The 23,926-nt window shown below is 46.2% G+C and carries 21 protein-coding genes; 14 read left to right on the top strand and 7 right to left on the bottom strand.

The window, feature by feature from the left end; all coding sequences use genetic code 11:
• Window positions 1-107: 107 nt before the first annotated feature.
• Both groL and R7070_RS20215 read right to left on the bottom strand, forming a co-directional pair.
• Window positions 108-1,754 (bottom strand): chaperonin GroEL, encoded by a 1,647-nt coding sequence (gene groL / locus R7070_RS20220; RefSeq protein WP_005381509.1) that lies wholly within the window; start codon window positions 1,752-1,754, stop codon window positions 108-110.
• A 77-nt stretch (window positions 1,755-1,831) separates the two neighbouring features.
• Window positions 1,832-2,122: a co-chaperone GroES gene (locus R7070_RS20215; RefSeq protein ID WP_005381516.1), complete on the bottom strand. Its 291-nt coding sequence runs from the start codon at window positions 2,120-2,122 to the stop codon at window positions 1,832-1,834.
• Between the two features lie 240 nt (window positions 2,123-2,362).
• Here R7070_RS20215 and R7070_RS20210 point away from each other — a divergent pair, with 240 nt between their 5' ends.
• Complete coding sequence (locus R7070_RS20210; RefSeq protein ID WP_017635565.1) at window positions 2,363-3,745, top strand: MATE family efflux transporter; 1,383 nt, start codon at window positions 2,363-2,365, stop codon at window positions 3,743-3,745.
• Between the two features lie 90 nt (window positions 3,746-3,835).
• Here R7070_RS20210 and pfkA read toward each other — a convergent pair whose 3' ends face one another.
• From pfkA to R7070_RS20195, 3 genes are all read right to left on the bottom strand, one after another.
• Window positions 3,836-4,798: a 6-phosphofructokinase gene (gene pfkA / locus R7070_RS20205; RefSeq protein ID WP_005381521.1), complete on the bottom strand. Its 963-nt coding sequence runs from the start codon at window positions 4,796-4,798 to the stop codon at window positions 3,836-3,838.
• Between the two features lie 283 nt (window positions 4,799-5,081).
• Window positions 5,082-5,990 (bottom strand): CDF family cation-efflux transporter FieF, encoded by a 909-nt coding sequence (gene fieF / locus R7070_RS20200; RefSeq protein WP_256900680.1) that lies wholly within the window; start codon window positions 5,988-5,990, stop codon window positions 5,082-5,084.
• 111 nt (window positions 5,991-6,101) lie between these two features.
• Complete coding sequence (locus tag R7070_RS20195; protein WP_256900673.1) at window positions 6,102-6,614, bottom strand: CpxP family protein; 513 nt, start codon at window positions 6,612-6,614, stop codon at window positions 6,102-6,104.
• Between the two features lie 190 nt (window positions 6,615-6,804).
• Here R7070_RS20195 and R7070_RS20190 point away from each other — a divergent pair, with 190 nt between their 5' ends.
• From R7070_RS20190 to trmL, 4 genes are all read left to right on the top strand, one after another.
• Complete coding sequence (locus R7070_RS20190) at window positions 6,805-7,494, top strand: response regulator (protein WP_005382384.1); 690 nt, start codon at window positions 6,805-6,807, stop codon at window positions 7,492-7,494.
• Window positions 7,494-8,888, top strand: coding sequence for an envelope stress sensor histidine kinase CpxA (gene cpxA / locus R7070_RS20185; protein WP_256900674.1), 1,395 nt, complete (start codon window positions 7,494-7,496; stop codon window positions 8,886-8,888). Before R7070_RS20190 ends, cpxA begins: the two co-directional genes overlap by 1 nt.
• 174 nt (window positions 8,889-9,062) lie before the next feature.
• Window positions 9,063-9,671, top strand: coding sequence for a superoxide dismutase (locus tag R7070_RS20180; protein WP_005382382.1), 609 nt, complete (start codon window positions 9,063-9,065; stop codon window positions 9,669-9,671).
• A gap of 136 nt (window positions 9,672-9,807) precedes the next feature.
• Window positions 9,808-10,287 (top strand): tRNA (uridine(34)/cytosine(34)/5-carboxymethylaminomethyluridine(34)-2'-O)-methyltransferase TrmL, encoded by a 480-nt coding sequence (trmL, locus tag R7070_RS20175; RefSeq protein WP_005386384.1) that lies wholly within the window; start codon window positions 9,808-9,810, stop codon window positions 10,285-10,287.
• Window positions 10,288-10,357: 70 nt separating this feature from the next.
• Here the strand turns inward: trmL and R7070_RS20170 are convergent, their stop codons facing one another.
• Window positions 10,358-10,876 (bottom strand): FxsA family protein, encoded by a 519-nt coding sequence (locus R7070_RS20170; protein WP_005386383.1) that lies wholly within the window; start codon window positions 10,874-10,876, stop codon window positions 10,358-10,360.
• A 431-nt stretch (window positions 10,877-11,307) separates the two neighbouring features.
• On the opposite strand from R7070_RS20170, the gene aspA reads away from it, so the two are divergent.
• The 4 genes from aspA to R7070_RS20150 all read left to right on the top strand — a co-directional run bounded on the left by aspA (window position 11,308) and on the right by R7070_RS20150 (window position 17,061).
• Window positions 11,308-12,759, top strand: a complete 1,452-nt coding sequence (aspA, locus tag R7070_RS20165; RefSeq protein WP_005382379.1) for an aspartate ammonia-lyase — start codon at window positions 11,308-11,310, stop codon at window positions 12,757-12,759.
• 176 nt (window positions 12,760-12,935) lie between these two features.
• The gene (locus R7070_RS20160) at window positions 12,936-14,243 is read left to right on the top strand and encodes an anaerobic C4-dicarboxylate transporter (protein ID WP_005382378.1); all 1,308 of its coding nucleotides are present in this window, start codon (window positions 12,936-12,938) and stop codon (window positions 14,241-14,243) included.
• 161 nt (window positions 14,244-14,404) lie between these two features.
• Entirely contained in the window at window positions 14,405-16,237 is a 1,833-nt protein-coding gene (locus R7070_RS20155) for a protein-disulfide reductase DsbD (RefSeq protein WP_256900675.1), read from the top strand.
• Window positions 16,238-16,431: 194 nt separating this feature from the next.
• On the top strand, window positions 16,432-17,061 hold the full coding sequence (locus R7070_RS20150; RefSeq protein WP_005382375.1) for a response regulator: 630 nt from the start codon (window positions 16,432-16,434) through the stop codon (window positions 17,059-17,061).
• On the opposite strand, the gene R7070_RS20145 is transcribed toward R7070_RS20150, so the two are convergent.
• Window positions 17,058-18,809 carry a potassium/proton antiporter gene (locus tag R7070_RS20145; RefSeq protein WP_017821771.1) on the bottom strand — a complete coding sequence of 584 codons (1,752 nt, stop codon included), beginning with the start codon at window positions 18,807-18,809 and terminating at the stop codon, window positions 17,058-17,060. The genes R7070_RS20150 and R7070_RS20145 overlap by 4 nt on opposite strands.
• Before the next feature lie 519 nt (window positions 18,810-19,328).
• Here R7070_RS20145 and R7070_RS20140 point away from each other — a divergent pair.
• The 5 genes from R7070_RS20140 to R7070_RS20120 all read left to right on the top strand — a co-directional run bounded on the left by R7070_RS20140 (window position 19,329) and on the right by R7070_RS20120 (window position 23,903).
• Window positions 19,329-19,592 (top strand): DUF4212 domain-containing protein, encoded by a 264-nt coding sequence (locus R7070_RS20140; RefSeq protein ID WP_005382373.1) that lies wholly within the window; start codon window positions 19,329-19,331, stop codon window positions 19,590-19,592.
• 12 nt (window positions 19,593-19,604) lie between these two features.
• On the top strand, window positions 19,605-21,332 hold the full coding sequence (locus R7070_RS20135; RefSeq protein ID WP_005382372.1) for a sodium:solute symporter family protein: 1,728 nt from the start codon (window positions 19,605-19,607) through the stop codon (window positions 21,330-21,332).
• Window positions 21,333-21,440: 108 nt separating this feature from the next.
• Entirely contained in the window at window positions 21,441-21,923 is a 483-nt protein-coding gene (locus R7070_RS20130) for a hypothetical protein (RefSeq protein WP_005382371.1), read from the top strand.
• Between the two features lie 199 nt (window positions 21,924-22,122).
• Window positions 22,123-22,500, top strand: a complete 378-nt coding sequence (locus R7070_RS20125; RefSeq protein ID WP_005382370.1) for a hypothetical protein — start codon at window positions 22,123-22,125, stop codon at window positions 22,498-22,500.
• Window positions 22,501-22,517: 17 nt separating this feature from the next.
• Window positions 22,518-23,903: a class II fumarate hydratase gene (locus R7070_RS20120; protein WP_025768815.1), complete on the top strand. Its 1,386-nt coding sequence runs from the start codon at window positions 22,518-22,520 to the stop codon at window positions 23,901-23,903.
• Window positions 23,904-23,926: the final 23 nt, after the last annotated feature.

Genomic DNA, 23,926 nt, shown 5'->3' with positions numbered 1-23,926 from the left:
CTCAGGTGACACGCATAAAAAAGTCGAGGCATCTGCCTCGACTTTTAAGGGTTTGGTCGGTTATCTTTCCGCTATAAGGTTTCCCTAGAGCGATGAGATAAGCTGGCTTACATCATGCCGCCCATACCGCCCATGCCACCCATGCCGCCCATGTCAGGCATCGCTGGCGCGTCTTTTTGCGGTAGGTCAGTAACCATCGCTTCAGTTGTGATCATCAGACCTGCAACCGATGCTGCGAATTGTAGTGCAGAACGAGTAACTTTAGTTGGATCTAGGATACCCATTTCTAGCATGTCGCCGTATTCGCCTGTTGCCGCGTTGTAGCCGTAGCTACCTTCACCCGCTTTCACGTTGTTCGCAACAACTGAGTCTTCCTCACCTGCGTTCTTCGTGATTTGACGGATTGGCGCTTCCATTGCACGTAGTGCAACGCGGATACCAACGTTTTGTTCTTCGTTGTCACCCGTTAGGTGAGCAATCTTAGATGCCGCGCGGATAAGTGCAACACCACCACCAGCAACAACACCTTCTTCAACCGCTGCGCGAGTTGCTGCTAGCGCATCTTCTACACGGTCTTTCTTCTCTTTCATTTCAACTTCAGTCGCTGCACCGACTTTGATTACTGCAACACCGCCAGCCAGTTTAGCTACGCGCTCTTGTAGTTTCTCTTTGTCGTAGTCTGAAGTTGCGTCTTCGATTTGTTGACGAATCTGAGCAACACGGCCTGAGATCATCTCTTCTTCACCGATACCATCGATGATAGTCGTGTTTTCCTTCGTGATAGAAACACGCTTCGCTTGACCTAGATCTTCTAGTGCAACTTTTTCTAGCTCTAGACCGATCTCTTCAGAAATCACAGTACCGCCAGTTAGGATAGCGATGTCTTGTAGCATTGCTTTACGGCGGTCACCGAAGCCAGGTGCTTTCACAGCTGCAACTTTTACGATGCCACGCATGTTGTTCACAACCAATGTTGCTAGCGCTTCGCCTTCTACATCTTCTGCAATGATAAGCAGTGGACGAGATGCTTTCGCGACAGCTTCTAGCGTTGGAAGAAGCTCACGAATGTTTGAGATCTTCTTGTCTACTAGAAGAATGAATGGGTTTTCTAGATCAACACTGCCTGATTCTTGGTTGTTGATGAAGTAAGGAGACAGGTAACCGCGGTCGAACTGCATACCTTCTACTACGTCTAACTCGTCTTGTAGCGCCTGACCTTCTTCAACCGTGATAACGCCATCACGACCCACACGCTCCATTGCTTCTGCAATGATATTACCTACGCTTGCGTCTGAGTTTGCAGAGATAGTACCAACCTGCGCGATCGCTTTTGTGTCGTTACATTCAACAGAAAGCTCTTTTAGTTGCTCAACTGCCGCAGCAACAGCTTTGTCGATACCACGCTTAAGATCCATTGGGTTCATGCCCGCTGCGACTGCTTTTAGACCTTCGTTAACGATAGATTGTGCTAGTACCGTTGCTGTTGTTGTACCGTCACCCGCTGCGTCGTTTGCTTTAGACGCAACTTCTTTAACCATTTGTGCGCCCATGTTCTGGAATTTATCTTCCAGCTCGATTTCACGCGCTACTGATACACCATCTTTAGTGATAGTCGGTGCACCAAAAGATTTGTCTAGAACGACATTACGTCCTTTAGGACCCAGTGTTACTTTTACTGCGTCAGCCAGAACGTTTACACCTTCCAGCATTTTAACTCGTGCGTCATTACCAAATTTAACGTCTTTAGCAGCCATCTTTGATTTCCTTTCTAAAATTCTTTGTGTGTAATTTCGTAATTGAATCTGAGCAAAAAATTACTCAATGATTGCTATTATTCAACGATCGCCATGATGTCGTTTTCAGACATGACAAGCACTTCTTTACCGTCGATTTTTTCAGTTTTTGTACCGTAACCTTCAGCAAAGATAACGGTATCACCGACTTTAACGTCTAGTGGCAGTACGGTGCCGTTTTCTAGGATGCGGCCTTTACCCACAGCTAGAACAACACCGCGAGTCGATTTTTCTGCAGCAGAACCAGTCAGAACGATGCCACCAGCAGACTTAGATTCAACTTCTTTACGTTCAACGATAACTCGGTCATGTAATGGACGAATGTTCATCGGTCGTCTCTCCTGAAAATTTCCATGTTTATTTGATAATTGTCCTTAGGGACTGTAGCCCCAGACACGTGATCCCTATATAAGGGGTCGAAGCAGCGATCCCAAGGGGGTGGCACAAAATTTTTGTGACTTAGTTAAAATAACGAACAACTAGGCAACGGTTTGCGTTAGAAATGCTCACTCGCTCGGCATCTCGCTTTCTTGTATCCTTGCAGTTTGCTCACCAGATAGTTGTCACACATGCAGGAAAATAACAAGCTGGAACCCCAAGCGACCGATAAGCATGGTTTGTTGACCGCACCCATTCCTGAAACGCTGCGGAAAATGACCGTACCCATGACCATGGGCATGATCGCAATTTTGATGTTTAACTTGGTGGACACGTTTTTTATCTCGTTGCTTGGCACTCAAGCGCTAGCGGCTATCAGCTATACCTTTCCTGTCACCTTTGCGGTTAATTGCATTACGATGGGGATTGGGATGGGACTATCGACCAATATTGGTCGCTTGCTTGGGCAAGGTCATGCACCACAAGCTGCTCGGTTCACCACCCACGGTTTGTTGTTAGCCGTGTTACTTGTGGCTATCGCGTCTTCTATTGGCTTTACCACCATTGCGCCATTGTTTCGTTTTCTTGGTGCGTCTGATGATCTCATCCCTCTTATTGAGCAATATATGCAGGTCTGGTATCTCACCATTCCTCTGCTAGTGATCCCAATGGCGGGCAACAGTGCTATCCGAGCTACTGGCGACACAAAAACACCAGCAAAAGTCATGATGTTGGCTGGTTTGATTAATGGCATGCTCGATCCATTGTTGATTTTCGGTTATGGCCCTTTTCCGGAACTTGGCATTCAAGGCGCAGCCATAGCAAGTGCCTTTAGCTGGTTAGGTGCTTTGTGTGGCTCATTCTATGTGCTAATTAAACGGGAAAAATTGCTTGCTCAACCCCAATGGGCTTTGCTGAAACAAGACTGGCAACAGACACTAAAAATTGGTACCCCTGCTGCGCTATCAAACGCGATGAATCCGTTGTCCGGTGCCATTCTGATGATGCTGTTATCCAACCACGGTACAGCGGCGGTTGCTGCTTACGGCGCAGCGCAGCGTATTGAGTCCATATTGATTCTAGTATTGATGTCGCTGACCTCTGCCCTCACACCGTTTATGGCACAAAATTTAGGAGCCAAACAACCGCAACGAGCCTTTTCCGGTTTATTTATTAGCATGCGTTTTGCAGTGGTATTCCAAGGGTTTATCTTCTTGATGATGGTACCGCTGAGCATTCCTCTGGCTGCGCTGTTTTCTCAGGAAGATGCGGTGAAAAACCTGCTTTGGCATTATTTACTGGTGGTGCCATTTAGTTATGGCTTCCAAGGCATCGTAATGATGTTAGTCAGTGGTTTGAATGCGATGCACAAGCCATTGCGTGCATTCCAGTGGAGCTTTATGCGGCTGTTCATTTTTACCTTGCCATCGGCGTGGGTCGGGAGCCAAATCTACAGCATTGAAGGCTTGTTTATCGGTATCGCGGTTGGGAATACGTTGGGTGGGCTACTGGGCTACTTGTTTGCGCTGCGCGAGCGAAAATTAACGCTCATAGAGCAGAGCAGCGTGTCTTAACACTCGTCTATCGCTAGTTTCTTTTTGTTGATTCTCAAATACAAAAAAACCGCGGAAAGCCGCGGTTTTGTTTATCTATTTCAAGCTTGCTTAGAACAACTCTTCAGCAACTTTGTATAGATCGTTGCGTACTGGACGCTTCATGTTTTCGATTGCGTCGATGATATCGTGGTGAACAAGTTGCTCTTTCACGATACCTACACAACGACCACCATGACCTTCGATCAATAGGTGAACAGCGTAGTTACCCATACGAGATGCTAGTACGCGGTCAAATGCAGTTGGACGACCACCACGTTGGATGTGACCAAGTACTGTTGCACGAGTTTCACGACCTGTCGCGGCTTCGATGTCACGAGCTAGTTCATTAGCATCCATCATTAGCTCAGTAAGCGCGATGATCGCGTGTTTCTTACCTTTAGCGATACCATCTTGGATGTTGCTGATCAGCTTGTCTTTGTCTAGACCAGTTTCCGGAGTGATGATGTATTCACAACCGCCCGCAATTGCAGACATCAGAGTCAAATCACCACAGTGACGGCCCATGATTTCTACAATTGAAATGCGTTGGTGAGATGAAGAAGTATCACGTAAACGGTCGATTGCATCGATAACGGTGTTTAGTGCACTTAGGTAGCCCACAGTGTAATCCGTACCTGCGATATCGTTGTCGATTGTGCCCGGAAGACCGATACATGGGTAACCCATTTCAGTCAGTTTCTTCGCACCCATGTACGAACCATCACCACCGATTACCACTAGTGCATCGATACCATGTTTTTTCAGGTTCTCAATCGCTTTTTCACGAACTTCCACTTGTTTAAATTCAGGGAAACGTGCAGAACCTAGGAACGTACCACCTTTGTTGATCACATCTGAAACGCTAGAACGATCTAGCTTCTCGATGCGGCCTTCGTATAGGCCTAGGTAGCCGTCGTACACACCGAATACTTCCAATCCTTCGGATAGTGCTGTACGTACTACGCCGCGTATCGCAGCGTTCATACCAGGTGCGTCACCGCCACTTGTTAAAACACCGATCTTCTTAATCATGCTCACCCTCGATCTTTGGCAATCAATTATTTAATTTTCTTTTAGGCCCCTTGTTACCAAGCAACCTGCATAATCCAGAACTGTGCGTTATGTTACATTTCCTCTACAGGATTACCAATGAAAACGCACTTTTTTATGTAACTTTTCTACTTATGTAAGAGTATTACAGTTTCTCTATGAAACTTTGTTGATTCATATCAGGATCACGAATCTTAATAAGTATTGATGGAAAGATAGTCAATAAGTACCTGTTTGTCGTCGGGCACTGATGGATTTTTCAAGCCTACCAATCTTGCGCTTTCTGCTCTTTCTCAGGTCCGAAAACGACAGACAATGGATCTTGATGGATCAGTACGTCCGCATCAGGAAACAGAGCCAATAAATTATCTTCCACTTTATCAGCAATGTAATGCGCCTCAATTAATCGTAAGTTATCGTCTAGCTCTAAATGCAACTGTATAAAGCGCGTCGGTCCGGACATTCGCGTGCGTAACTGATGCACACCCAATACCCCTTTTACGCTCAAACAAGCTTGGTTAATTTGCTCAAGCTCTTCATCGGGCAACTTTCTATCAAGTAAGGCTTGAATCGCTTCGCTGACCATTTTGAAAGCGCTATAAAGAATGAAGACACCAATACCAACCGCAAACACAGCGTCCGCTTGAGTCACTCCAAAGTAACTGAGCCCCAGAGCAACCATGATCGCAGCATTCATATACAAGTCAGTCTGATAATGCAGAGAATCCGCCGCTATTGCTTGGCTCCCCGTCACGCGAACCACATGTTTTTGGAACATCACCAAGCCAAGTGTGACCACAATCGCAAACAGCGATACATACACACCTAACTCCGGTGCGTGTAAAGCATGTGGGCGGAAAAATCGGTCAATCCCGTTAAGAATCAAAAATACTGCCGAGCCCGAAATAAACATTGCTTGGGCTAGGGCCGCTAAGGACTCAGCTTTACCATGTCCAAACGTATGTTCGCGGTCTGCCGGTTGTAAGGCGTAACGAACCACCACAAGATTCACAACCGAAGCCGCGATATCTAACATGGAGTCAATCAATGACGCCAATAAGCTCACTGAGCCGGTTACCCACCACGTGATGACTTTTACGATCAGAAGAAGCGTCGCCACAATGGTTGCAGTCCAAGCGGCGGTCGTAACTAAACGTGCGTATTGCTGTTTCATAATCAAAGAGTTAACTAAAACCATACGTTGAGTATATTGAATGACCATGAAATAACCAGATCAAAAAGAGGCAACCAATGGCTGCCTCTTTATATAACATCAATTCATGACTTAATTATTGCGCGACTTTTCCATGCGCTTGTGCATTCTGTCGCCACACTCTTGCATACGTTCATTTTGTAGCTCAACAAATTTCGCTTTCTGCTCAGGTGTTAATACGCTAAGCATTTGGTGCTTTCTTTCTAGCATTTGCACGCGACGTTCCGTTTGGCGCTCAACCATCTCTTTTGCTAATTCGCTAGCTTGAGCTTCATCAAAGTTATCCGCCAGCAAAAGCGATTGTACTTTTGCGTGATGCGCTTGACGCTCAGCCATACGTGCTTCTTTGCCATCAGCGAATTTTGCTTTCATTTCTGCTTTGTTTGCATCACGCATTTCTTTTAGCTGATCTTTTTGTGCATCAGTCAGGTCTAGTTGACGCATGACACCTCGGTCCATACCCATGCCGCATTCGTCACGAGGGCCTTTATGATGGTTTTTACCACCGTAAGCGAATGCGCTTGCGGCGCCAAGAGTAAGAGGTAGAACAACAGCAGCTAACACAAGTTTTTTTGCAGACTTCATAATACGATTCCTTACACAGGTGAGTGGTTCTTCTGAGCTGTTCTCACAGCGCTTGAGTATAGAATACGACCCGCTAGGTAAAGCGACGTATAGGGAGCGTAAAGAATCGTAAAGAGTGATTTTTCTCCTCTTCGTTGCGCATCATTCCAATGTAATATTAGGCTATCGGTAACTTACTATAGGTGCCCCCATGGCAAACATTCTTTTAATCGATGACGATATCGAGCTAACTAGCTTATTAAAAGAAGTACTCAGTTTCGAAGGGTTTGACGTCAGCGAAGCAAATGACGGTGAAGCCGGCTTAGCCGCGATCAATGATAAGATTGATTTGATTTTGTTGGATGTCATGATGCCAAAACTCAATGGCATGGAAACGCTGAAACGCTTACGTGAAAATTGGGAAACTCCCGTCTTGATGCTGACCGCTAAAGGGGAAGAAATTGATCGCGTGATCGGCTTGGAACTGGGCGCGGATGATTATTTACCAAAACCTTTTAGTGACCGAGAGCTGCTAGCGCGAATCCGCGCGATTTTACGCCGCACTAGCAGCACACAAAAAAATACCAAAAACAGCGATTGCATTGAGTATCAAGAAATCCGCCTCTATCCCGGTAAGCAAGAAGCGTATTGTGAGCAACAGTTACTCGATCTCACAGCAACCGAGTTTGCGCTACTCACCCACTTCGTACAAAACCCAGGACAAGTGCTGACCAAAGAGACACTGAGCTTAGATGTGCTTGGTAAACGACTCGCTGCTTTTGATCGCGCTATCGATATGCATGTCTCGAACTTACGTAAAAAATTACCAGATCAAAGCAATGGCAAGCCGCGAATTAAAACCCTGCGTGGTCGTGGCTACATGCTGCTTGAGGAGGATTAATGCACCTATCACGCATCAAACTGCCAAACATCAATAGCCTGTATGGACGCATCTTTGCCATTTTTTGGTTCACCATGTTATTAGTATTGATAGCCGTGCTATCACTGCCACATTTGGACCCACGCAAAGCTCGCGATATTCCAGAAGAACACTACAAACGTATGGTAGAAACGCGTGACTCAATCCAACAAAAATACAGCCAGCAAACTGATTTAGGCCGCATACTTTTTCGTATCGAGGGCAACCGCCACGGCAAGCACGACCCTCGCCCACGAGTCTTTTTTTCTGACTACAGCGGTAATGTTCTTACGACAGAAAAACGCAGCAATTTTCAATTGCGTGCCATGCAAAACTTTGTCACCAGTATCGAAGATTACAATAATCCAAAGCAGAAGCTGTATGGTCGATACATGATTGCGGGCCCAATTCCTATCACTTTGGCAGGTTCCGATATCTTGATGTACGTGGGCTTCAAGTGGAATGAGCCACCACCTCTACTCCTGCGTCTGTTTGATCACCCATTCCAGCTCTTGCTTGCGGTCATGCTGGTTAGTACACCATTGCTGTTATGGCTTGCTTGGGCTTTGAGTCAGCCTGCACGTCGTCTTGAAGCCGCTGCTCAACGTGTGGCGAAAGGTGAATTTGTCACAGACCCAAATTTAGAAAAAGGTACGGCGGAATTTCGTCAAGCAGGCAGCAGCTTCAACCAGATGGTCGAAGCGGTTAATCAAATAATTTCAGGACAACAACGTTTGCTATCCGATATCTCTCACGAGCTGCGCTCACCTTTAACTCGTCTGCGCATGGCAAGCGCATTAGCGACGCGTAAACAAGGCGAAAGCCCAGAACTGACTCGTATCGATACCGAAGCGCAGCGCTTGGAACAGATGATCAGCGAACTATTAGAGCTTTCTCGCATGCAGGCGAACAGTCATATGACTCGCGAAACACAGCCACTAGAAAGTTTATGGGAAGAAATCATTAAAGATGCGCAGTTTGAAGCAGAGCAAATGGGCAAACAGCTACACTATTCAGAATTACCTAAGCGCAATATTTCCGGTAACCCTAAACTGCTGATGAGTGCGGTGGAAAATATCGTTCGTAACGCCATTTACTACGGAAAAGATGAGGTACAAATCGACATCAAAGCCGATGACGATACGCTTCGTATCACGGTTGACGATAATGGAGAAGGTGTACCAGAAGAGGAACTGGCCGCGATTTTTCGCCCGTTCTATCGCGTTTCCACGGCACGCGATCGCCACTCTGGCGGCACAGGTCTCGGCCTAACCATTACCGAAAGTGCCATTCGCCAGCACAGTGGCACGATCGCAGCCAGCCGAAGTCCTTTAGGCGGATTGCGTATGAGTATCACCTTACCGATCAATTGTTAGTCTCAATTTGATGAACTAACAATAATTCGCACCATATTTCTAGAGTGAGTGATTCACAGCCCCACCCTCACTTTAGAAATTGGTGAGGCTTCTTAGAATACCCTTACAAAGATCAAAGTTGATAATAATTATCGTTAGCATTAAAGTGAATTTTCCAATTAAGGAGGATTTACTATGTCACATACATTTCCCGCTCTGCCTTACCCGTACGATTCACTAGAGCCGTACATCGACGCGAAAACCATGGAAGTGCATTACAGCAAACACCACAAGACGTACTTTGATAAGTTTGTAAATGCCGTTGAAGGGAGTGAGCTCGAAACTCAGTCATTAGACGAGATCTTTGACAATATCTCTAAGCTCAGTCCAGCAGTACGTAATAATGGTGGCGGCTATTACAACCACATCATTTATTGGAATTGCATGTCACCAAACGGTGGCGGAGAGCCTCAAGGCGCGCTTGCTCAAGCAATTAACGATAAATTTGGTAGCTTTGCGCAATTTAAAGAGGCGTTTGCCCAAGCTGCCATCAATACCTTTGGGTCTGGCTTTGCATGGCTGATCGTAAAAGATGGTGAGATTCACATTACGTCCACCAGTAATCAAGACAACCCTCTGATGGATGTAGTGGATGTGCGCGGTGAACCAATCCTCGCATTAGACGTGTGGGAGCACGCGTATTACATCAGCTACCAAAACCGTCGCCCAGAATATATTGATGCGTGGTGGAACGTCGTCAACTGGCGAGCAGTTGAAGAAAACTATGCTCACGCTCTCTTATAAAGAGCATCGCTACTTACGGTATTAACATCCGCGCTAATGCCTGCTTTCATACCCAGGTCAATCTTGCTGAATCTCGCATATCTCGGTGACTTGGGTATATACTGCCCCTCTCTTTGACCAACTCTATTTCAATACCATGTTTGATATCGCTTTATACGAACCAGAAATCGCGCCGAACACCGGCAACATCATTCGACTATGCGCCAACTGCGGTGCAAACCTTCACTTAATTGAACCTCTGGGTTTCGATCTTGAAGAGAAAAAAGTCCGCCGCGCTGGTTTGGATTACCATGATTTAGCTCGCGTAACGCGTCATAAAAACTATCAAGCGTTCTTAGAATATTTAGAGAAAGAGAGGCAAGGTAACTACCGATTGTTTGCCTGCACCACCAAAACCACAGGTCACCACGTTGATGCACAATACCAAACGGGTGATGTTTTGATGTTTGGTCCAGAAACTCGTGGTTTGCCTGCTGAAATCATCGATAGCTTGCCAATGGAGCAGCGTATTCGCATTCCAATGATGCCGGACGCACGCAGCCTAAACCTTTCGAATGCCGTTGCGATCATTGCTTTTGAAGCATGGCGTCAAATGGGCTTTGAAGGCGCATTGTAAGCAGCACGAATTCCAAATACAGAAAAGGGCGCTTGGTGCGCCCTTTTGTTTTCTTTACTGACTAACTCAATCAGTTGAGCTTGTTGCGATCATCATCGTCTTTACGCTCGTATTCCCCTTCGAAGGTCTTGCCATTATCTGACTGGGAATCAAATGGGTCACGACGGAACGGGTCTTGCTCAAATGGCCCCTGGTTAGAGAAACCACCTTGGAAGCCACCGCCATGCATGGTTTTCACCACCATTTTGCTCATCAAGTATTTAGCTATCGCGGCGCGTGGCGCAGGAAGCAACACCAACATACCAAGGGCATCGGTCATAAAGCCCGGGGTTAACAGTAGCACGCCAGCCACCGCTAGCATTACGCCTTCAAAAATTTGCTGGGCTGGAATTTCACCTTGTTCAAGACGCCCCTGTACTGACATCAGTGTTTGTATACCTTGGCTACGAACCAACGATGCACCAACAAATGCCGTGATTAAGACTAGTGCAATGGTCGGCCATAAACCTAAAAAACCGCCCACCTGAATAAATAAGCCGATTTCAATGATCGGAACAAAAATAAACGCTAATAATAAGATAGGAAACACACGCCCTCCTTTGTTTAATTCAGTGTAATGGTAAAAGCAGACTAAGCTCAAACGAATCGTTGTAAAAAAGCGTGTTCATACTGGTCTCCTTCTTTTTTAGACAAAGTAGCGGGAGCGCGTTTCATTCAATTGCATACCGATTTTTTCGTGCTTTTAAAGTGCTAATTTCGAACTCTAAAAACTCATGTTTGTCGAGGAAAATCGAGTACCCATAAAGGGTTATTAATAACCCGTTCATACTTTGCAAATTATTGACTCATGAAAAACGAAAAAGGTGATCTAGTTACTATTTTTATGCGCTAGGTGCAGTATCATGTGCCACATAAGTCAGGACGGATTTTCCAGCCAAAAATTCTGATGAATGGATTCTAGATTGCAGAAATGGCTAATAAATAACTTTATTATCAGAATTATCATCTAAGGATCCTGCTATGGCTACCCTATCTGATGCTCCAAAAACAGCAAACCCAGCCACTCGTATTGAAGAAGATCTATTAGGTCAACGTCATGTCCCTGCAGATGCGTACTACGGTATTCATACGCTACGTGCGATCGAGAACTTCAATATCTCTAATATGACCATTTCTGACGTACCAGAATTTGTACGCGGCATGGTAATGACCAAAAAAGCAGCAGCGTTAGCAAACAAAGAACTTGGCGCTATTCCAAAAGACGTTGCAAACTACATCATCGAAGCGTGTGATTTGATCCTAGAAACTGGCAAGTGTATGGATCAGTTCCCATCAGACGTATTCCAAGGCGGTGCAGGCACTTCAGTTAACATGAACACGAACGAAGTGATCGCAAACGTTGCGCTTGAGTTGATGGGTAAAGAGAAAGGCCAATACGAATTTGTTAACCCAAATGACCATGTAAACAAGAGCCAATCAACCAACTGTGCGTACCCAACAGGTTTCCGTATTGCGGTATACAACAGCGTACACAAGCTAATGGAAGCAATTGAGTACCTAAAAGGCGCATTCGAACTTAAAGCCGTTGAGTTTAAAGATGTACTGAAAATGGGCCGTACTCAGCTTCAAGACGCAGTACCAATGACAGTAGGTCAAGAGTTCCATGCATGGGCGGTAACACTAAACGAAGAGATTCGTGCTCTAGATTACACATCTAAACTCCTCCTAGAAATCAACCTAGGCGCAACCGCAATCGGTACTGGTCTAAATACACCAACTGGCTACCAAGCGCTTGCAGTAAAACACCTAGCGGAAGTAACAGGCCTTGACGTTGTTGCAGCAGAAGACCTTATCGAAGCAACGTCTGACTGTGGTGCATACGTAATGACTCACGGCGCGCTAAAACGCCTAGCAGTGAAACTATCGAAGATCTGTAACGACCTTCGTCTACTTTCTTCTGGTCCTCGTGCGGGTCTAAATGAATTGAACCTACCTGAAATGCAAGCAGGCTCTTCAATCATGCCAGCTAAAGTAAACCCAGTTATCCCAGAAGTAGTAAACCAAGTTTGCTTCAAAGTTCTCGGTAACGACAACACGGTTTCTTTCGCAGCAGAAGGCGGTCAGCTACAGCTAAACGTAATGGAACCAGTTATCGCACAAAGTGTGTTTGAGTCTATCTCTCTACTACACAACGCGTGTGTGAACCTACGTGATAAATGTATCGACGGCATCACAGTGAACAAAGAAGTTTGCGAAAACTACGTTTACAACTCTATCGGTATCGTCACTTACCTAAACCCATACATCGGCCACCACGAAGGTGACATCGTAGGTAAGATTTGTGCAGAAACTGGTAAGAGTGTTCGTGAAGTCGTGCTAGAGCGCGGTCTGCTTACAGCAGAGGAGCTTGATGAAATCTTGTCAGTAGAAAACTTCATGCATCCTACTTACAAAGCAAAACGTTACGAGTAATAACGAATCCGAAGGGGGCCACTCAGGCCCCTTTTTTAGGCTCTCATACGGTTAACCACATTTTTTATATGCTTTTATTGCCGCTAAACCACTAGGTTCTCATTCTCTGAGCATTTACTCCTGTTCCTGAGTGTTCAAAAAATCAGAATCAAATAAAAAACTAAAGAGGTATCAATATGGTCATGGTCGAACTCTTCGTGGTTCTGCTCTTCATCTATTTGGGGGCAAGAATCGGTGGTATCGGCATTGGTTTTGCCGGTGGTGCTGGGGTCATTGCGTTGTCTTTGATCTTGGGCGTACCAACAAGCCAAGCTTACATTCCCGTTGACGTAATTTTGATCATCATGTCTGTAATCACCGCTATCGCAGCAATGCAAGTCGCTGGTGGTTTAGACTGGATGGTGCAAGTTGCTGAAAACTTTTTGCGCAAGCATCCTGAGCGCATCACCTTTTATGCGCCTATCGTAACTTACCTAATGACATTAATGGCGGGTACTGGCCACACGGCATTCTCTACTTTGCCAGTGATTGCAGAAGTAGCGAAAGGCCAAGGCGTGCGCCCTTCTCGTCCACTGTCTATCGCGGTCGTAGCATCGCAAATCGCTATCACCGCATCACCAATCTCAGCGGCTGTTGTAGCGTTCGCGGCAATGCTGCACCCATTTGGCGTTGACTACCTAACACTACTAGCAATCTGTATCCCAACGACGTTCATCGCGTGCATGATCGGTGCGTTCGTGGCGAACTTCATGGGCTGTGAGCTAAAAGACGATGCTGAATACCAAGAGCGTCTAGAAAAAGGCTTAATCAAGCTAAATACAGAAGCAAAACGCGAAATCCTACCAACAGCGAAGAAAGCAACATTCATCTTCCTAGGCGCAATCGCATTTGTCGTGTGTTACGCAGCAGCAATTTCTGGCTCTGTTGGCCTTATCGAGAACCCTGCTCTAGGTCGTAACGAAGCTATCATGACGGTAATGCTAGCAGCTGCGGCAGCTATCGTAATGAGCTGTAAAATCGATGCTGGCAAAATCCCAGCCGCAGCAACATTCCGCTCTGGTATGACAGCGTGTGTGTGTGTTCTTGGTGTGGCATGGCTAGGTTCTACGTTCGTTAACGCGCACGTTGACGGCATCAAAGAAGTGGCTGGTGCGCTACTAGCAGACTACCCATGGATGCTAGCACTTGTTCTATTCTTCGCTTCAATGCTGCTTTACTCACAAGGTGCAACCACTGTTGCGCTGATGCCAGCAGCACTAGCAATCGGTGTCGCACCACTTACCGCAGTTGCATCTTTCGCAGCAGTAAGTGCGCTATTCGTGCTGCCAACTTACCCAACGCTACTTGCCGCGGTTGAGATGGACGACACGGGTTCAACTCGTATCGGTAAGTACGTATTCAACCACCCATTCTTTGTACCTGGTGTGGTAACCATCGCTTCTGCGGTAGCACTTGGCTTCGCATTCGGTGGTCTACTGATCTAGTAGAAACAGAGTCTTACTCGGGGAGCTTCGGCTCCCTTTTTTATTCCCTGTTGTCTTGATTTATGCTCAATAAATCTTCATTTTCATGAAACTTATTGACTCGCCTCCGGGTCTGATTGAGTTACACTAACGGCAATTATCTAAGATGAATTGACTCTTTTATGCGCGCATTACTTTCCGTTTTACTCTTAGGGCTCATTACCTTTTCCACTCCGTCTTTAGCTTTATTTGGCAAAGACCAGTTTAACAGTAGCCAGAACAACAGTTTTGGTAGCAGCAGCGACAGCTTTGTTCCGGTTGATCAGGCGTTTCCATTTAACTTCTACCAGCAAGATGACAAATTGATGCTCGATTGGCAGGTACGTGACGGGTACTACCTATATCAAGAGCGCTTGTCTGTAGCTGGTGAGAAAGTATCGCTAGGCGAACTGCAAATGGAAGACGGCACACCGCATAAAGATGAATTCTTTGGTGACGTGCATATCTATACTCAACCTCTCTTCGTTAATGTACCAATGCATGATTGGCAAGACGGTGCGCGCGTGGTGGTGCAATATCAAGGTTGTGCGAAAGCAGGCTTCTGTTACCCGCCAGAAACTCGCGTGATTCCTATCAGCGCGTTTACTTCGTCGAACTCAGATTCAATAACGGCGACAACTGCATCAAAAGCAGAACAGGCACCAACAGCAACGCCACCAGCGGCGCAATCATCTACGTCTGGTGACACATCATCAGCGCCAGTAACACAGCAAGATAGCCTTGCAGCCAACCTTGCTGATAACTGGTGGACACCACTTCTGTTCTTGGCGCTTGGTGTGGGCTTGGCGTTTACACCTTGTGTGCTGCCGATGTACCCAATTCTGACCAGCATAGTGCTTGGCAGTGGCAAACTAAGCCAACGCCGCGCGCTAGGCTTGTCATTCGTCTACGTGCAAGGCATGGCGCTGACTTACACCCTACTCGGCCTTGTGGTGGCATCTGCAGGTATGCAGTTCCAAGCGGCAATGCAACACCCTTATGTGCTGACTGGCTTGAGCGTACTGTTCATCGCACTCGCTTTGTCTATGTTTGGTCTGTACTCATTACAGCTACCAAGCAACGTTCAAACGTGGTTAAACAACCTCAGCAACAAACAGCAAGGCGGCAGCAGTGCAGGCGTATTCGCCATGGGGGCGATTTCTGGACTGGTGTGCTCACCATGTACCACGGCACCTCTGTCTGGTGCGCTGCTTTACGTAGCACAAAGTGGCGACTTACTCACCGGTGGGGTCGCCCTTTACGCGCTAGCGATGGGCATGGGTATTCCGCTGATCCTTGTAGCGGTATTTGGCAACAAGTTGCTACCAAAAGCCGGCGGTTGGATGGACCGAGTGAAAACACTCTTCGGCTTTATTCTGCTTGCCGCACCTATCTTCTTACTAGAACGCATCATGCCAGAAATGTGGTCAACGATTCTGTGGTCAGCACTGGGTATTGCTGCTTTTGGTTGGCTATACCACATCAAAAACAGTCTAGAGTTTGGTGGCTGGAAACAAAGTGCCGTGGGCATAATCGCCGTCTTAGGTTTGCTAGCCTCAGCACAACCTATCTTAAATTACTGGTTTGGCAACAGCAAAACACAAACTCAGCAAGCCACTGTTAGCTTTACTCGCATTGCTAACGTGGCGGAGCTTGAAGAACAACTGGCACTTGCGAAAGCGGCAGGTAAACCCGTCATGCTCGATTTCTACGCCGATTGGTGTGTAGCATGTAAAGAGTTTGAAAAGTACACCTTCCATGACCCAAGCGTCGAAGCCAAACTGCAAGACTTCGTTCTTCTGCAAGCAGACGTGACCAAAAACCAAGTGCAAGACATCGAACTACTGAAGCACATGAGTGTGCTTGGTTTACCAACAATTGAGTTTTGGGATGCCAGTGGTGAACACGTTTCAAACGCTCGTTTGACGGGCTTTATGCAAGCCGAGCCTTTCTTAGAGCATATCAAGCAGTTCTGATAACCAGATATTCAAACGCCAGTGATGTCCACTGGCTTTTTTTGTTGCTCAGATTTGAATAAGAACATTGCGTTTATATGCAATTTTCCTAATAAAAGTCGATTTGGTTCAGACTTTTAGCGAATAAATATTGTCCACTCTCTCAAAGCTGGACAATAATAAATTTAACGAAATAGTCAAAAGTGTTTAACGTCATGGATTCGACCTACACCATCATTATTGCAGATGATCACCCACTCTTCCGGAATGCCTTGTTTCAATCTATCCACATGGCTATTAGTGGTGCAAATTTGCTGGAAGCGGACTCACTCGACGCACTTCTGGCTTTGTTGGAGCGAGAGGAAGAGCCAGATTTAGTGCTATTGGATCTCAAAATGCCAGGAGCAAATGGTATGTCTGGCTTGATTCATTTGCGAGCAGAGCATCCAGATTTACCTATCGTCGTCGTTTCAGCGAGTGAAGAGCCGGCGATCGTGACGCAAGTGAAAAGCCATGGTGCATTTGGTTTTATTCCCAAGTCCAGCGACATGCGCGAATTAGTGAACGCGCTCAATCAAGTGCTGAATGGCGACCCATACTTCCCTGAAGGGTTGATCACCAATAACGCGGCATGTAATGACTTAGCGGAAAAGATTGCTGCGCTAACACCGCAGCAATATAAAGTGTTGGGAATGTTGTCCGATGGCTTGCTGAACAAGCAAATCGCTTACGAATTGAATGTTTCAGAAGCCACCATAAAAGCGCACATGACAGCGATTTTCCGTAAGCTCGGTGTAAAGAACCGCACGCAAGCCGTGATTATGCTGACGGAAATGAGCGACTAGATTGACGTCTTATCGTCAGACTTACTTTTTTCGTTTGGCAATCGGATACCGACTTTAGTGACCTGCTGATCAACAACATCAGCGACGATCCAATGCAAACCTTGCCACTCGAAATGGTCTCCCAATACTGGCGTGCTACCTAATTGCTCTTCGACAAGGTTTCTCAAACTTTTATCCAGCGGTTCATCCCCCAGATTCAAACCATACATCACGGCAATATCGGCAAGCTTCACTTCAATATCGAGGAAGAAGTCACCGAAGAATCGCGCTAGCGACGCTTTCTCTGGGGCTTCACTAAACAGTAAGCTCAGTGCATCTAAATCCTTTTCTTGTGCTAATACACACAAGGTATCATCTTCCTCAAGACGCGTACTGCCGGATGGGTGCAATAGCTCTTTACTGCGAAATACAGCGGCGATACGCGTTCCTTCCGGCATCGAAAGACTACGTAATGGCTCACCAATGCACCATTTATCTGCTTTAAGTCTATAGATAAACAGCTCCCACTCACTGGTCGGGTAAATCTCTACACCCGTACGCGAAATTGGCTCAGGCTTAGAAGGTAGCTCGACCTTTGCAAGAGACATCGCCTTAGTCAACGTGCCCCCTTGTACTATCAAAGACACCATTACTACAAAGAATGCCAAATTGAAGTACAGTTGAGCATCTGGCAACCCTGCCATCATCGGAAATACCGCGAGGATGATAGGTACAGCGCCACGCAATCCTACCCAAGAGACAAACCACTTTTCACGTGGCGTGAAACTCTTGAATGGCAGTAAACCAATCCAAACTGAGATTGGTCGGGCAAACAAAATCATCCCGAAAGCAAGCGCAAGACCTGGCAACGCAATAGAGAGTAAATTGGATGGCGTAACCAACAAACCAAGCACCAAGAACATACCAATTTGAGCTAGCCACGTCATACCATCTAAAACATGAAGAATAGAGTGGCGGCTGCGTGTTGGACGGTTACCTAATAAAAGACCAACAAGGTAAATCGACAAAATACCACTGCCACCCAAAGTGTTAGATAAAGCGAAAATAAGCAAGCCACCACTGACCGTTAAAATAGAATACAGCCCATCTGGTAATTGATTGCGATTGATAACTTTCCATAAGAGCCAGCCACCAGCGAAGCCAAGTAACGCGCCAATACCAAACTGCTTAAGAAAACTGAACGCCAAAAAGCCCGCACTTAAATCTGCGCCAGGGTTCGCTAAAATAGCAATCAGAGTTACGGTCAGAAACACCGCCATTGGGTCATTGGTGCCGGATTCAATTTCCAGCGTTGAACCAACACGTTCGTTCAGGCTACGACCTTTGAGTAGAGAGAAGACCGCGGCAGCATCGGTGGAACCAACAATCGCACCAACCAATATGCCTTGCAATAAATCTAAGTCGAATAACCACGTTGCCATCAGCCCGGTTAAAATGGTGGTGATCGCAACGCCAAATGTCGCCAAAGAGACCGAGGGCCATAACGCAACCCTAAAGCTGGCGACCCGCGTTCTCATCCCACCATCAAGCAAAATGATGGCTAATGCGAGGTTACTAACCAAATAAGCGATCGAAAAGTTATCGAATAAAATGCCGCCTAAGCCGTCTTCCCCCGCTAGCATTCCAACGGCTAAAAATACCAAAAGAATTGGGATTCCCAACTTAGAAGACACTGGGCTTAAAAGAACGCTAAGTGCGATTAACAACGCACCTATTAGAAAAAAACTGTTAATGGTGTCTGCGTCCATTCTCACCCTCCCTTAATGAAAAACGATAATAATTGTGATGAGCAGGCTACTTCGTTAATGAGGTAATGCCCTAATCTGCCTCCCCTTTACACCGTCTCAAAATGCGAGGTTGTACGAGAATGACTCAGTTATATTACTTTATTGTGCGTTAAAACGGTGATTTGATGCGAAAACTTTATGTAAATAAATTACTTGTGAGCTTTCTTATCTACGCCTTCTCTCTTTAAGAGCCACAAGATCACCACCAATACTTACACAGCATCTCCAAGTTCAATGAAGAAAAGATTAATGGCCCGTCTTAATCATGCCTGTTTATCCAATCAACCTTTAGACCTTTGGCTAACTTAACAGTTTATTAACATAACGTTTTACCCCTTTGTTCGCTGCAAAAGCCCATAATATGGGGGTTCTTCATTTTTAACACCCCGACTAAAGTTGAAAAGAGTTATTGCCAACACCTTGCTAATGTACATATTGAAACATTTCATTAACAACAATACCAATCGTAAGGAGACGGCAATGGCATTTGAAAGCGAAGAAAGAGCCAAAGCCTATTGGGACAAAAACGTGAAGCTCATGATCGGCCTAATGGTCATCTGGTTCGTCGTGTCTTTCGGCTGCGGCATTTTATTTGTCGACGTACTAAATCAATTTCAACTAGGCGGTTACAAACTCGGTTTCTGGTTTGCTCAACAAGGCTCCATCTATGCCTTCCTAGGAATTATTTTCTATTACGCATGGAAGATGCGCCAAATTGACCGTGAATTCGGCGTGGACGAATAAGGAGTCACTCAGATGGATTTGAAAACTATTACCTACCTGGTCGTTGGCGCCACGTTCATCCTGTACATCGGGATTGCTATTTGGGCTCGCGCCGGATCAACCAAAGAGTTTTATGTTGCTGGTGGCGGTGTAAACCCGATTGCAAACGGTATGGCAACCGCAGCCGATTGGATGTCCGCAGCGTCGTTTATCTCAATGGCAGGCTTAATTGCCTTCATGGGCTATGGCGGCTCAGTATTTCTAATGGGTTGGACTGGTGGCTACGTTCTGCTTGCGCTGTTGCTAGCACCTTACCTACGCAAATTTGGGAAGTTTACGGTGCCAGAGTTTGTTGGTGAACGCTTTTACTCCAATACCGCACGTATCGTAGCGGTTGTTTGTCTTATCATCGCATCAGTGACTTATGTTATCGGTCAGATGAAAGGCGTGGGTGTTGCGTTTGGTCGCTTCTTAGAAGTGGACTACTCCACAGGCCTATTAATTGGTATGTGTATCGTTTTCATGTACGCGGTTCTTGGCGGCATGAAAGGCATCACTTACACGCAGATTGCTCAATATTGCGTACTCATTCTTGCTTACACTATCCCTGCAATCTTTATCTCTCTGCAACTCACTGGTAACCCAATCCCACAAATTGGTCTGGGGAGTACCATGGCTGGTACCGATGTCTATCTACTCGATCGGCTTGACCAAGTTGTGACCGAACTCGGATTCAGTGAATACACGACCCAAGTACGTGGCGACACACTTAATATGTTTGTCTACACCATGTCACTGATGATTGGTACAGCCGGTCTACCACACGTAATTATCCGTTTCTTTACCGTGCCGAAGGTTCGCGACGCACGTACATCAGCAGGCTGGGCTCTGATCTTCATCGCAATCCTTTACACTACAGCACCAGCGGTATCAGCGATGGCTCGTCTCAACCTAATGAATACGGTAAATCCAGCTCCGGGTCAGCACCTAGCGTATGACGAGCGTCCTGCGTGGTTCAAAAACTGGGAAACAACTGGACTACTCGGTTTTGACGATAAAAATGGCGATGGCAATATCCAATACACTTCAGATGCGTCCACCAACGAACTGCGCGTTGATAACGACATCATGGTATTGGCTAACCCAGAGATCGCTAAACTACCAAACTGGGTGATTGCACTTGTGGCAGCAGGTGGTCTTGCAGCTGCACTATCTACCGCAGCAGGTTTACTACTCGCCATTTCTTCAGCTATTTCCCATGACTTAATCAAAGGGGTTATCAATCCGAACATATCCGAGAAAAAAGAGCTACTTGCTAGTCGAATATCAATGGCAGTAGCGATAGCAGCCGCAGGCTATCTCGGTTTAAATCCGCCTGGATTTGCCGCAGGTACGGTAGCACTCGCCTTTGGTCTTGCCGCTTCATCCATCTTCCCTGCATTGATGATGGGCATCTTCAGCAAGAGCATCAACAAAGAAGGCGCAATCGCCGGTATGATTGCGGGTATCAGTATTACGCTGTTCTACGTATTCCAACACAAAGGCATCCTTTTCGTTGCTGATTGGAAATATCTAGAAAGCTGGGGAACAAACTGGTTCCTGGGTATTGAGCCAAACGCGTTTGGTGCTATTGGCGCACTATTTAACTTCATCGTCGCATTCGCTGTCTCCAAAGTAACAGCAGAAACGCCACAAGAAGTAAAAGACCTAGTCGAACACGTTCGCGTGCCAGTAGGTGCTGGTAGTGCAGTGGATCACTAAAAACTAATCAAAACCACAAAAGCCCCGTTTGGAACCAGCCGTCCGGGGCTTTTTTATTCTCACTTTTCAGTTACCATATTCGCAGTATGTCGTTGCAAGGAAGCCAAGATGTTCAAAAACAAGCACTTTATTCTCGCTCTACTGATTGCGCCAGTTCTCTCTTTGATCGCTTACTTCGGTACCGATATGGCCCTCAGCGAGAAGCCCCACGCGGCGCAAGAAGGGGAAACTTACAAACTCGCGAGTAAGTCTAATTGTCGTTACACCAGTGGTCTGTGTGATATGGAAAATGGCGATTTTAAAGTGAAATTTCGCTCGGAAAAACTCACTAAAAATAACTTAGAATTATCACTCAACGCCGCTTACCCACTCGAAGGTGTTAAAGTTTCTATTGTGAGTGACAAAGAGAAAAACGCTCAACCGATTGATATGAAGCCCGCCGATCAAGCAGGCCAAAGCTGGTACATCACCTTACCAAAGCCTGCATCTGCAGAAAGCTGGTTAAGAGTCGTCATTCAATCAGGCGGTACACTGTATTATGGTGAAACACAAACCGCATTTGTGAAGTACGAAACCTTATTTACTGAATAACGGTGACAAGCTAATTCACCGGTATTCAAACGACAGTGACTTAGTTTCACTCAGCATAAATGAATTCCTACTCAGCCGACGCCTTTGCGTCGGCTTTTGTTTCAGTAAGTCTTTCTTCAACAACCTCTTACTCTAAAAAGGGTTGCCAACTCACAAGTTAATTGATAATAATTATCATTACATTTAATGAGAGGTGGTTATGGACAACAAACGGGACATCTTTAACGCATTTTTTAAAGCCCAAGATAGATTCCTTCTCGCCGCACCACATGGCTTTGAGCCAGACGTGATTCATGACTATATTCATTGGGGAATGGTGTTGTCTTCTTGTTATGAACACGATGCCGATGAAGAAAATCTATTGTTGTGTGAGCTGTTTTTACGTCAGGTTTATTTCCATTTACTAGACGCAATTCAAGACTCAACTCGCAGTCGTATCTTCCGTCGTGTCTGTCTCGATTCTATCCATACGCCATTATTCTGCCTCAAACGCTATTACTACCAGTTTGAACAAGGCGACGTGAAATTTCTCGCACTACAACAACAATTACGCCTGATTCAAATCTCACTCGATTAACCAAAAGGATCCCTACCATGAGCACCGAATTCCGCATAGAAACTGACAGTATGGGCGAAGTAACTGTCCCTGCAGATGCTCTCTACCAAGCCCAGACTCAACGCGCCGTCGATAACTTCTCATTCAGTCAACATAAAATGCCATCTGGTTTTATCAAAGCGTTAGCACACATCAAGCAGACTGCGGCACTCACCAACGCACAGCTAGGGCTGCTTGAAGGAGATATTGCCAACGCGATTGCTGACGCAGCTCAAGCAATTATCGAAGGCAATCATATTGAGCAATTCCCAATTGACGTATTTCAAACCGGATCAGGTACTAGCTCAAATATGAATGCGAATGAAGTAATTGCAACACTGGCCTCCCAGCATCTAGGCGGCACTGTCAGCCCTAATGATCACGTCAATATGGGACAAAGCAGCAACGATGTGGTACCAACGGCCATTCAAGTTAGCGCAGCATTAGCCATTGAAAAACAGCTCTTCCCGGCCCTGTCACACCTCAGCCAAACACTAGAGTCTAAACAGCAAGCATTGAAAGATGTTGTAAAAACCGGTCGCACCCACTTAATGGACGCGATGCCAATTACCTTTGCTCAAGAACTTGGCGGTTGGCAGTTCCAAATCGAGCACGCAAAACAAGCGATTGAACAAGCACTTCCTGCTGTAAAAGCCTTAGCCCAAGGTGGTACGGCGGTTGGAACGGGGATCAATGCCGATCCACGCTTTGCAGACTTATTCGCTAGCAACCTAACCCAGTCAACTCGTATTCAGTTCACGGCCAGTGATAACTTCTTTTTCAATTTAAGCAGTCAAGATGCGATCGTCGCTCTGTCGGGACAGCTCAAAACAGCAGCAGTTGCGATCATGAAGATCGCAAACGATCTTCGTTGGATGAATTCAGGCCCATTGGCTGGTTTAGGTGAAATTGAATTACAAGGCTTGCAACCGGGTTCTTCCATCATGCCTGGCAAAGTAAATCCTGTGATCCCAGAAGCCGCAGCTATGGCATCAGCGCAAGTCATTGGTAATGACACCACCATTACCGTCGCAGGCCAAGCGGGCAACTTCCAGCTTAACGTCATGCTGCCAGTTATTGCTCATAACGTATTGGAGAGCATCGAGTTACTCTCTAACAGCGCAACCGCTTTAGCTGACAAAGCCATTGCGACGTTTGAAGTTCGCCAAGATAACTTGGATATAGCACTCGCCAAAAACCCTATTTTGGTCACGGCTCTCAACCCGGTCATTGGTTACCTAAAAGCGGCAGAAGTCGCGAAAAAAGCCTACAAACAGGGACGCGCGATTATTGATGTCGCGGAAGAAGAAACTGATTTGGATAGAGCCACACTAGAGCGATTGCTTAATCCAGCCAAACTGACTCAAGGCGGCGTCGCAGAATAAGCGGCAAACTCAGCCTATCAACT

It is taken from the genome of Vibrio sp. 1557 (genome assembly GCF_033340175.1).
Taxonomy (GTDB): Bacteria; Pseudomonadota; Gammaproteobacteria; order Enterobacterales; family Vibrionaceae; genus Vibrio; species Vibrio alginolyticus.
This window is presented reverse-complemented; position numbering and strand designations above follow the sequence as displayed.

What these genes read in the sequence shown, in the direction of transcription:
- R7070_RS20210 (WP_017635565.1), top strand. Translation starts at nt 2,363, where the DNA reads ATGCAGGAAAATAACAAGCTGGAACCCCAAGCGACCGATAAGCATGGT.
- R7070_RS20195 (WP_256900673.1), bottom strand. Translation starts at nt 6,614, where the DNA reads ATGAAGTCTGCAAAAAAACTTGTGTTAGCTGCTGTTGTTCTACCTCTT.
- R7070_RS20125 (WP_005382370.1), top strand. Translation starts at nt 22,123, where the DNA reads ATGGACAACAAACGGGACATCTTTAACGCATTTTTTAAAGCCCAAGAT.
- aspA (WP_005382379.1), top strand. Translation starts at nt 11,308, where the DNA reads ATGGCTACCCTATCTGATGCTCCAAAAACAGCAAACCCAGCCACTCGT.
- R7070_RS20190 (WP_005382384.1), top strand. Translation starts at nt 6,805, where the DNA reads ATGGCAAACATTCTTTTAATCGATGACGATATCGAGCTAACTAGCTTA.
- pfkA (WP_005381521.1), bottom strand. Translation starts at nt 4,798, where the DNA reads ATGATTAAGAAGATCGGTGTTTTAACAAGTGGCGGTGACGCACCTGGT.
- R7070_RS20150 (WP_005382375.1), top strand. Translation starts at nt 16,432, where the DNA reads ATGGATTCGACCTACACCATCATTATTGCAGATGATCACCCACTCTTC.
- fieF (WP_256900680.1), bottom strand. Translation starts at nt 5,990, where the DNA reads ATGAAACAGCAATACGCACGTTTAGTTACGACCGCCGCTTGGACTGCA.
- R7070_RS20180 (WP_005382382.1), top strand. Translation starts at nt 9,063, where the DNA reads ATGTCACATACATTTCCCGCTCTGCCTTACCCGTACGATTCACTAGAG.
- R7070_RS20160 (WP_005382378.1), top strand. Translation starts at nt 12,936, where the DNA reads ATGGTCATGGTCGAACTCTTCGTGGTTCTGCTCTTCATCTATTTGGGG.
- R7070_RS20130 (WP_005382371.1), top strand. Translation starts at nt 21,441, where the DNA reads ATGTTCAAAAACAAGCACTTTATTCTCGCTCTACTGATTGCGCCAGTT.
- R7070_RS20155 (WP_256900675.1), top strand. Translation starts at nt 14,405, where the DNA reads ATGCGCGCATTACTTTCCGTTTTACTCTTAGGGCTCATTACCTTTTCC.
- R7070_RS20215 (WP_005381516.1), bottom strand. Translation starts at nt 2,122, where the DNA reads ATGAACATTCGTCCATTACATGACCGAGTTATCGTTGAACGTAAAGAA.
- trmL (WP_005386384.1), top strand. Translation starts at nt 9,808, where the DNA reads ATGTTTGATATCGCTTTATACGAACCAGAAATCGCGCCGAACACCGGC.
- R7070_RS20140 (WP_005382373.1), top strand. Translation starts at nt 19,329, where the DNA reads ATGGCATTTGAAAGCGAAGAAAGAGCCAAAGCCTATTGGGACAAAAAC.
- R7070_RS20120 (WP_025768815.1), top strand. Translation starts at nt 22,518, where the DNA reads ATGAGCACCGAATTCCGCATAGAAACTGACAGTATGGGCGAAGTAACT.
- R7070_RS20135 (WP_005382372.1), top strand. Translation starts at nt 19,605, where the DNA reads ATGGATTTGAAAACTATTACCTACCTGGTCGTTGGCGCCACGTTCATC.
- groL (WP_005381509.1), bottom strand. Translation starts at nt 1,754, where the DNA reads ATGGCTGCTAAAGACGTTAAATTTGGTAATGACGCACGAGTTAAAATG.
- R7070_RS20145 (WP_017821771.1), bottom strand. Translation starts at nt 18,809, where the DNA reads ATGGACGCAGACACCATTAACAGTTTTTTTCTAATAGGTGCGTTGTTA.
- cpxA (WP_256900674.1), top strand. Translation starts at nt 7,494, where the DNA reads ATGCACCTATCACGCATCAAACTGCCAAACATCAATAGCCTGTATGGA.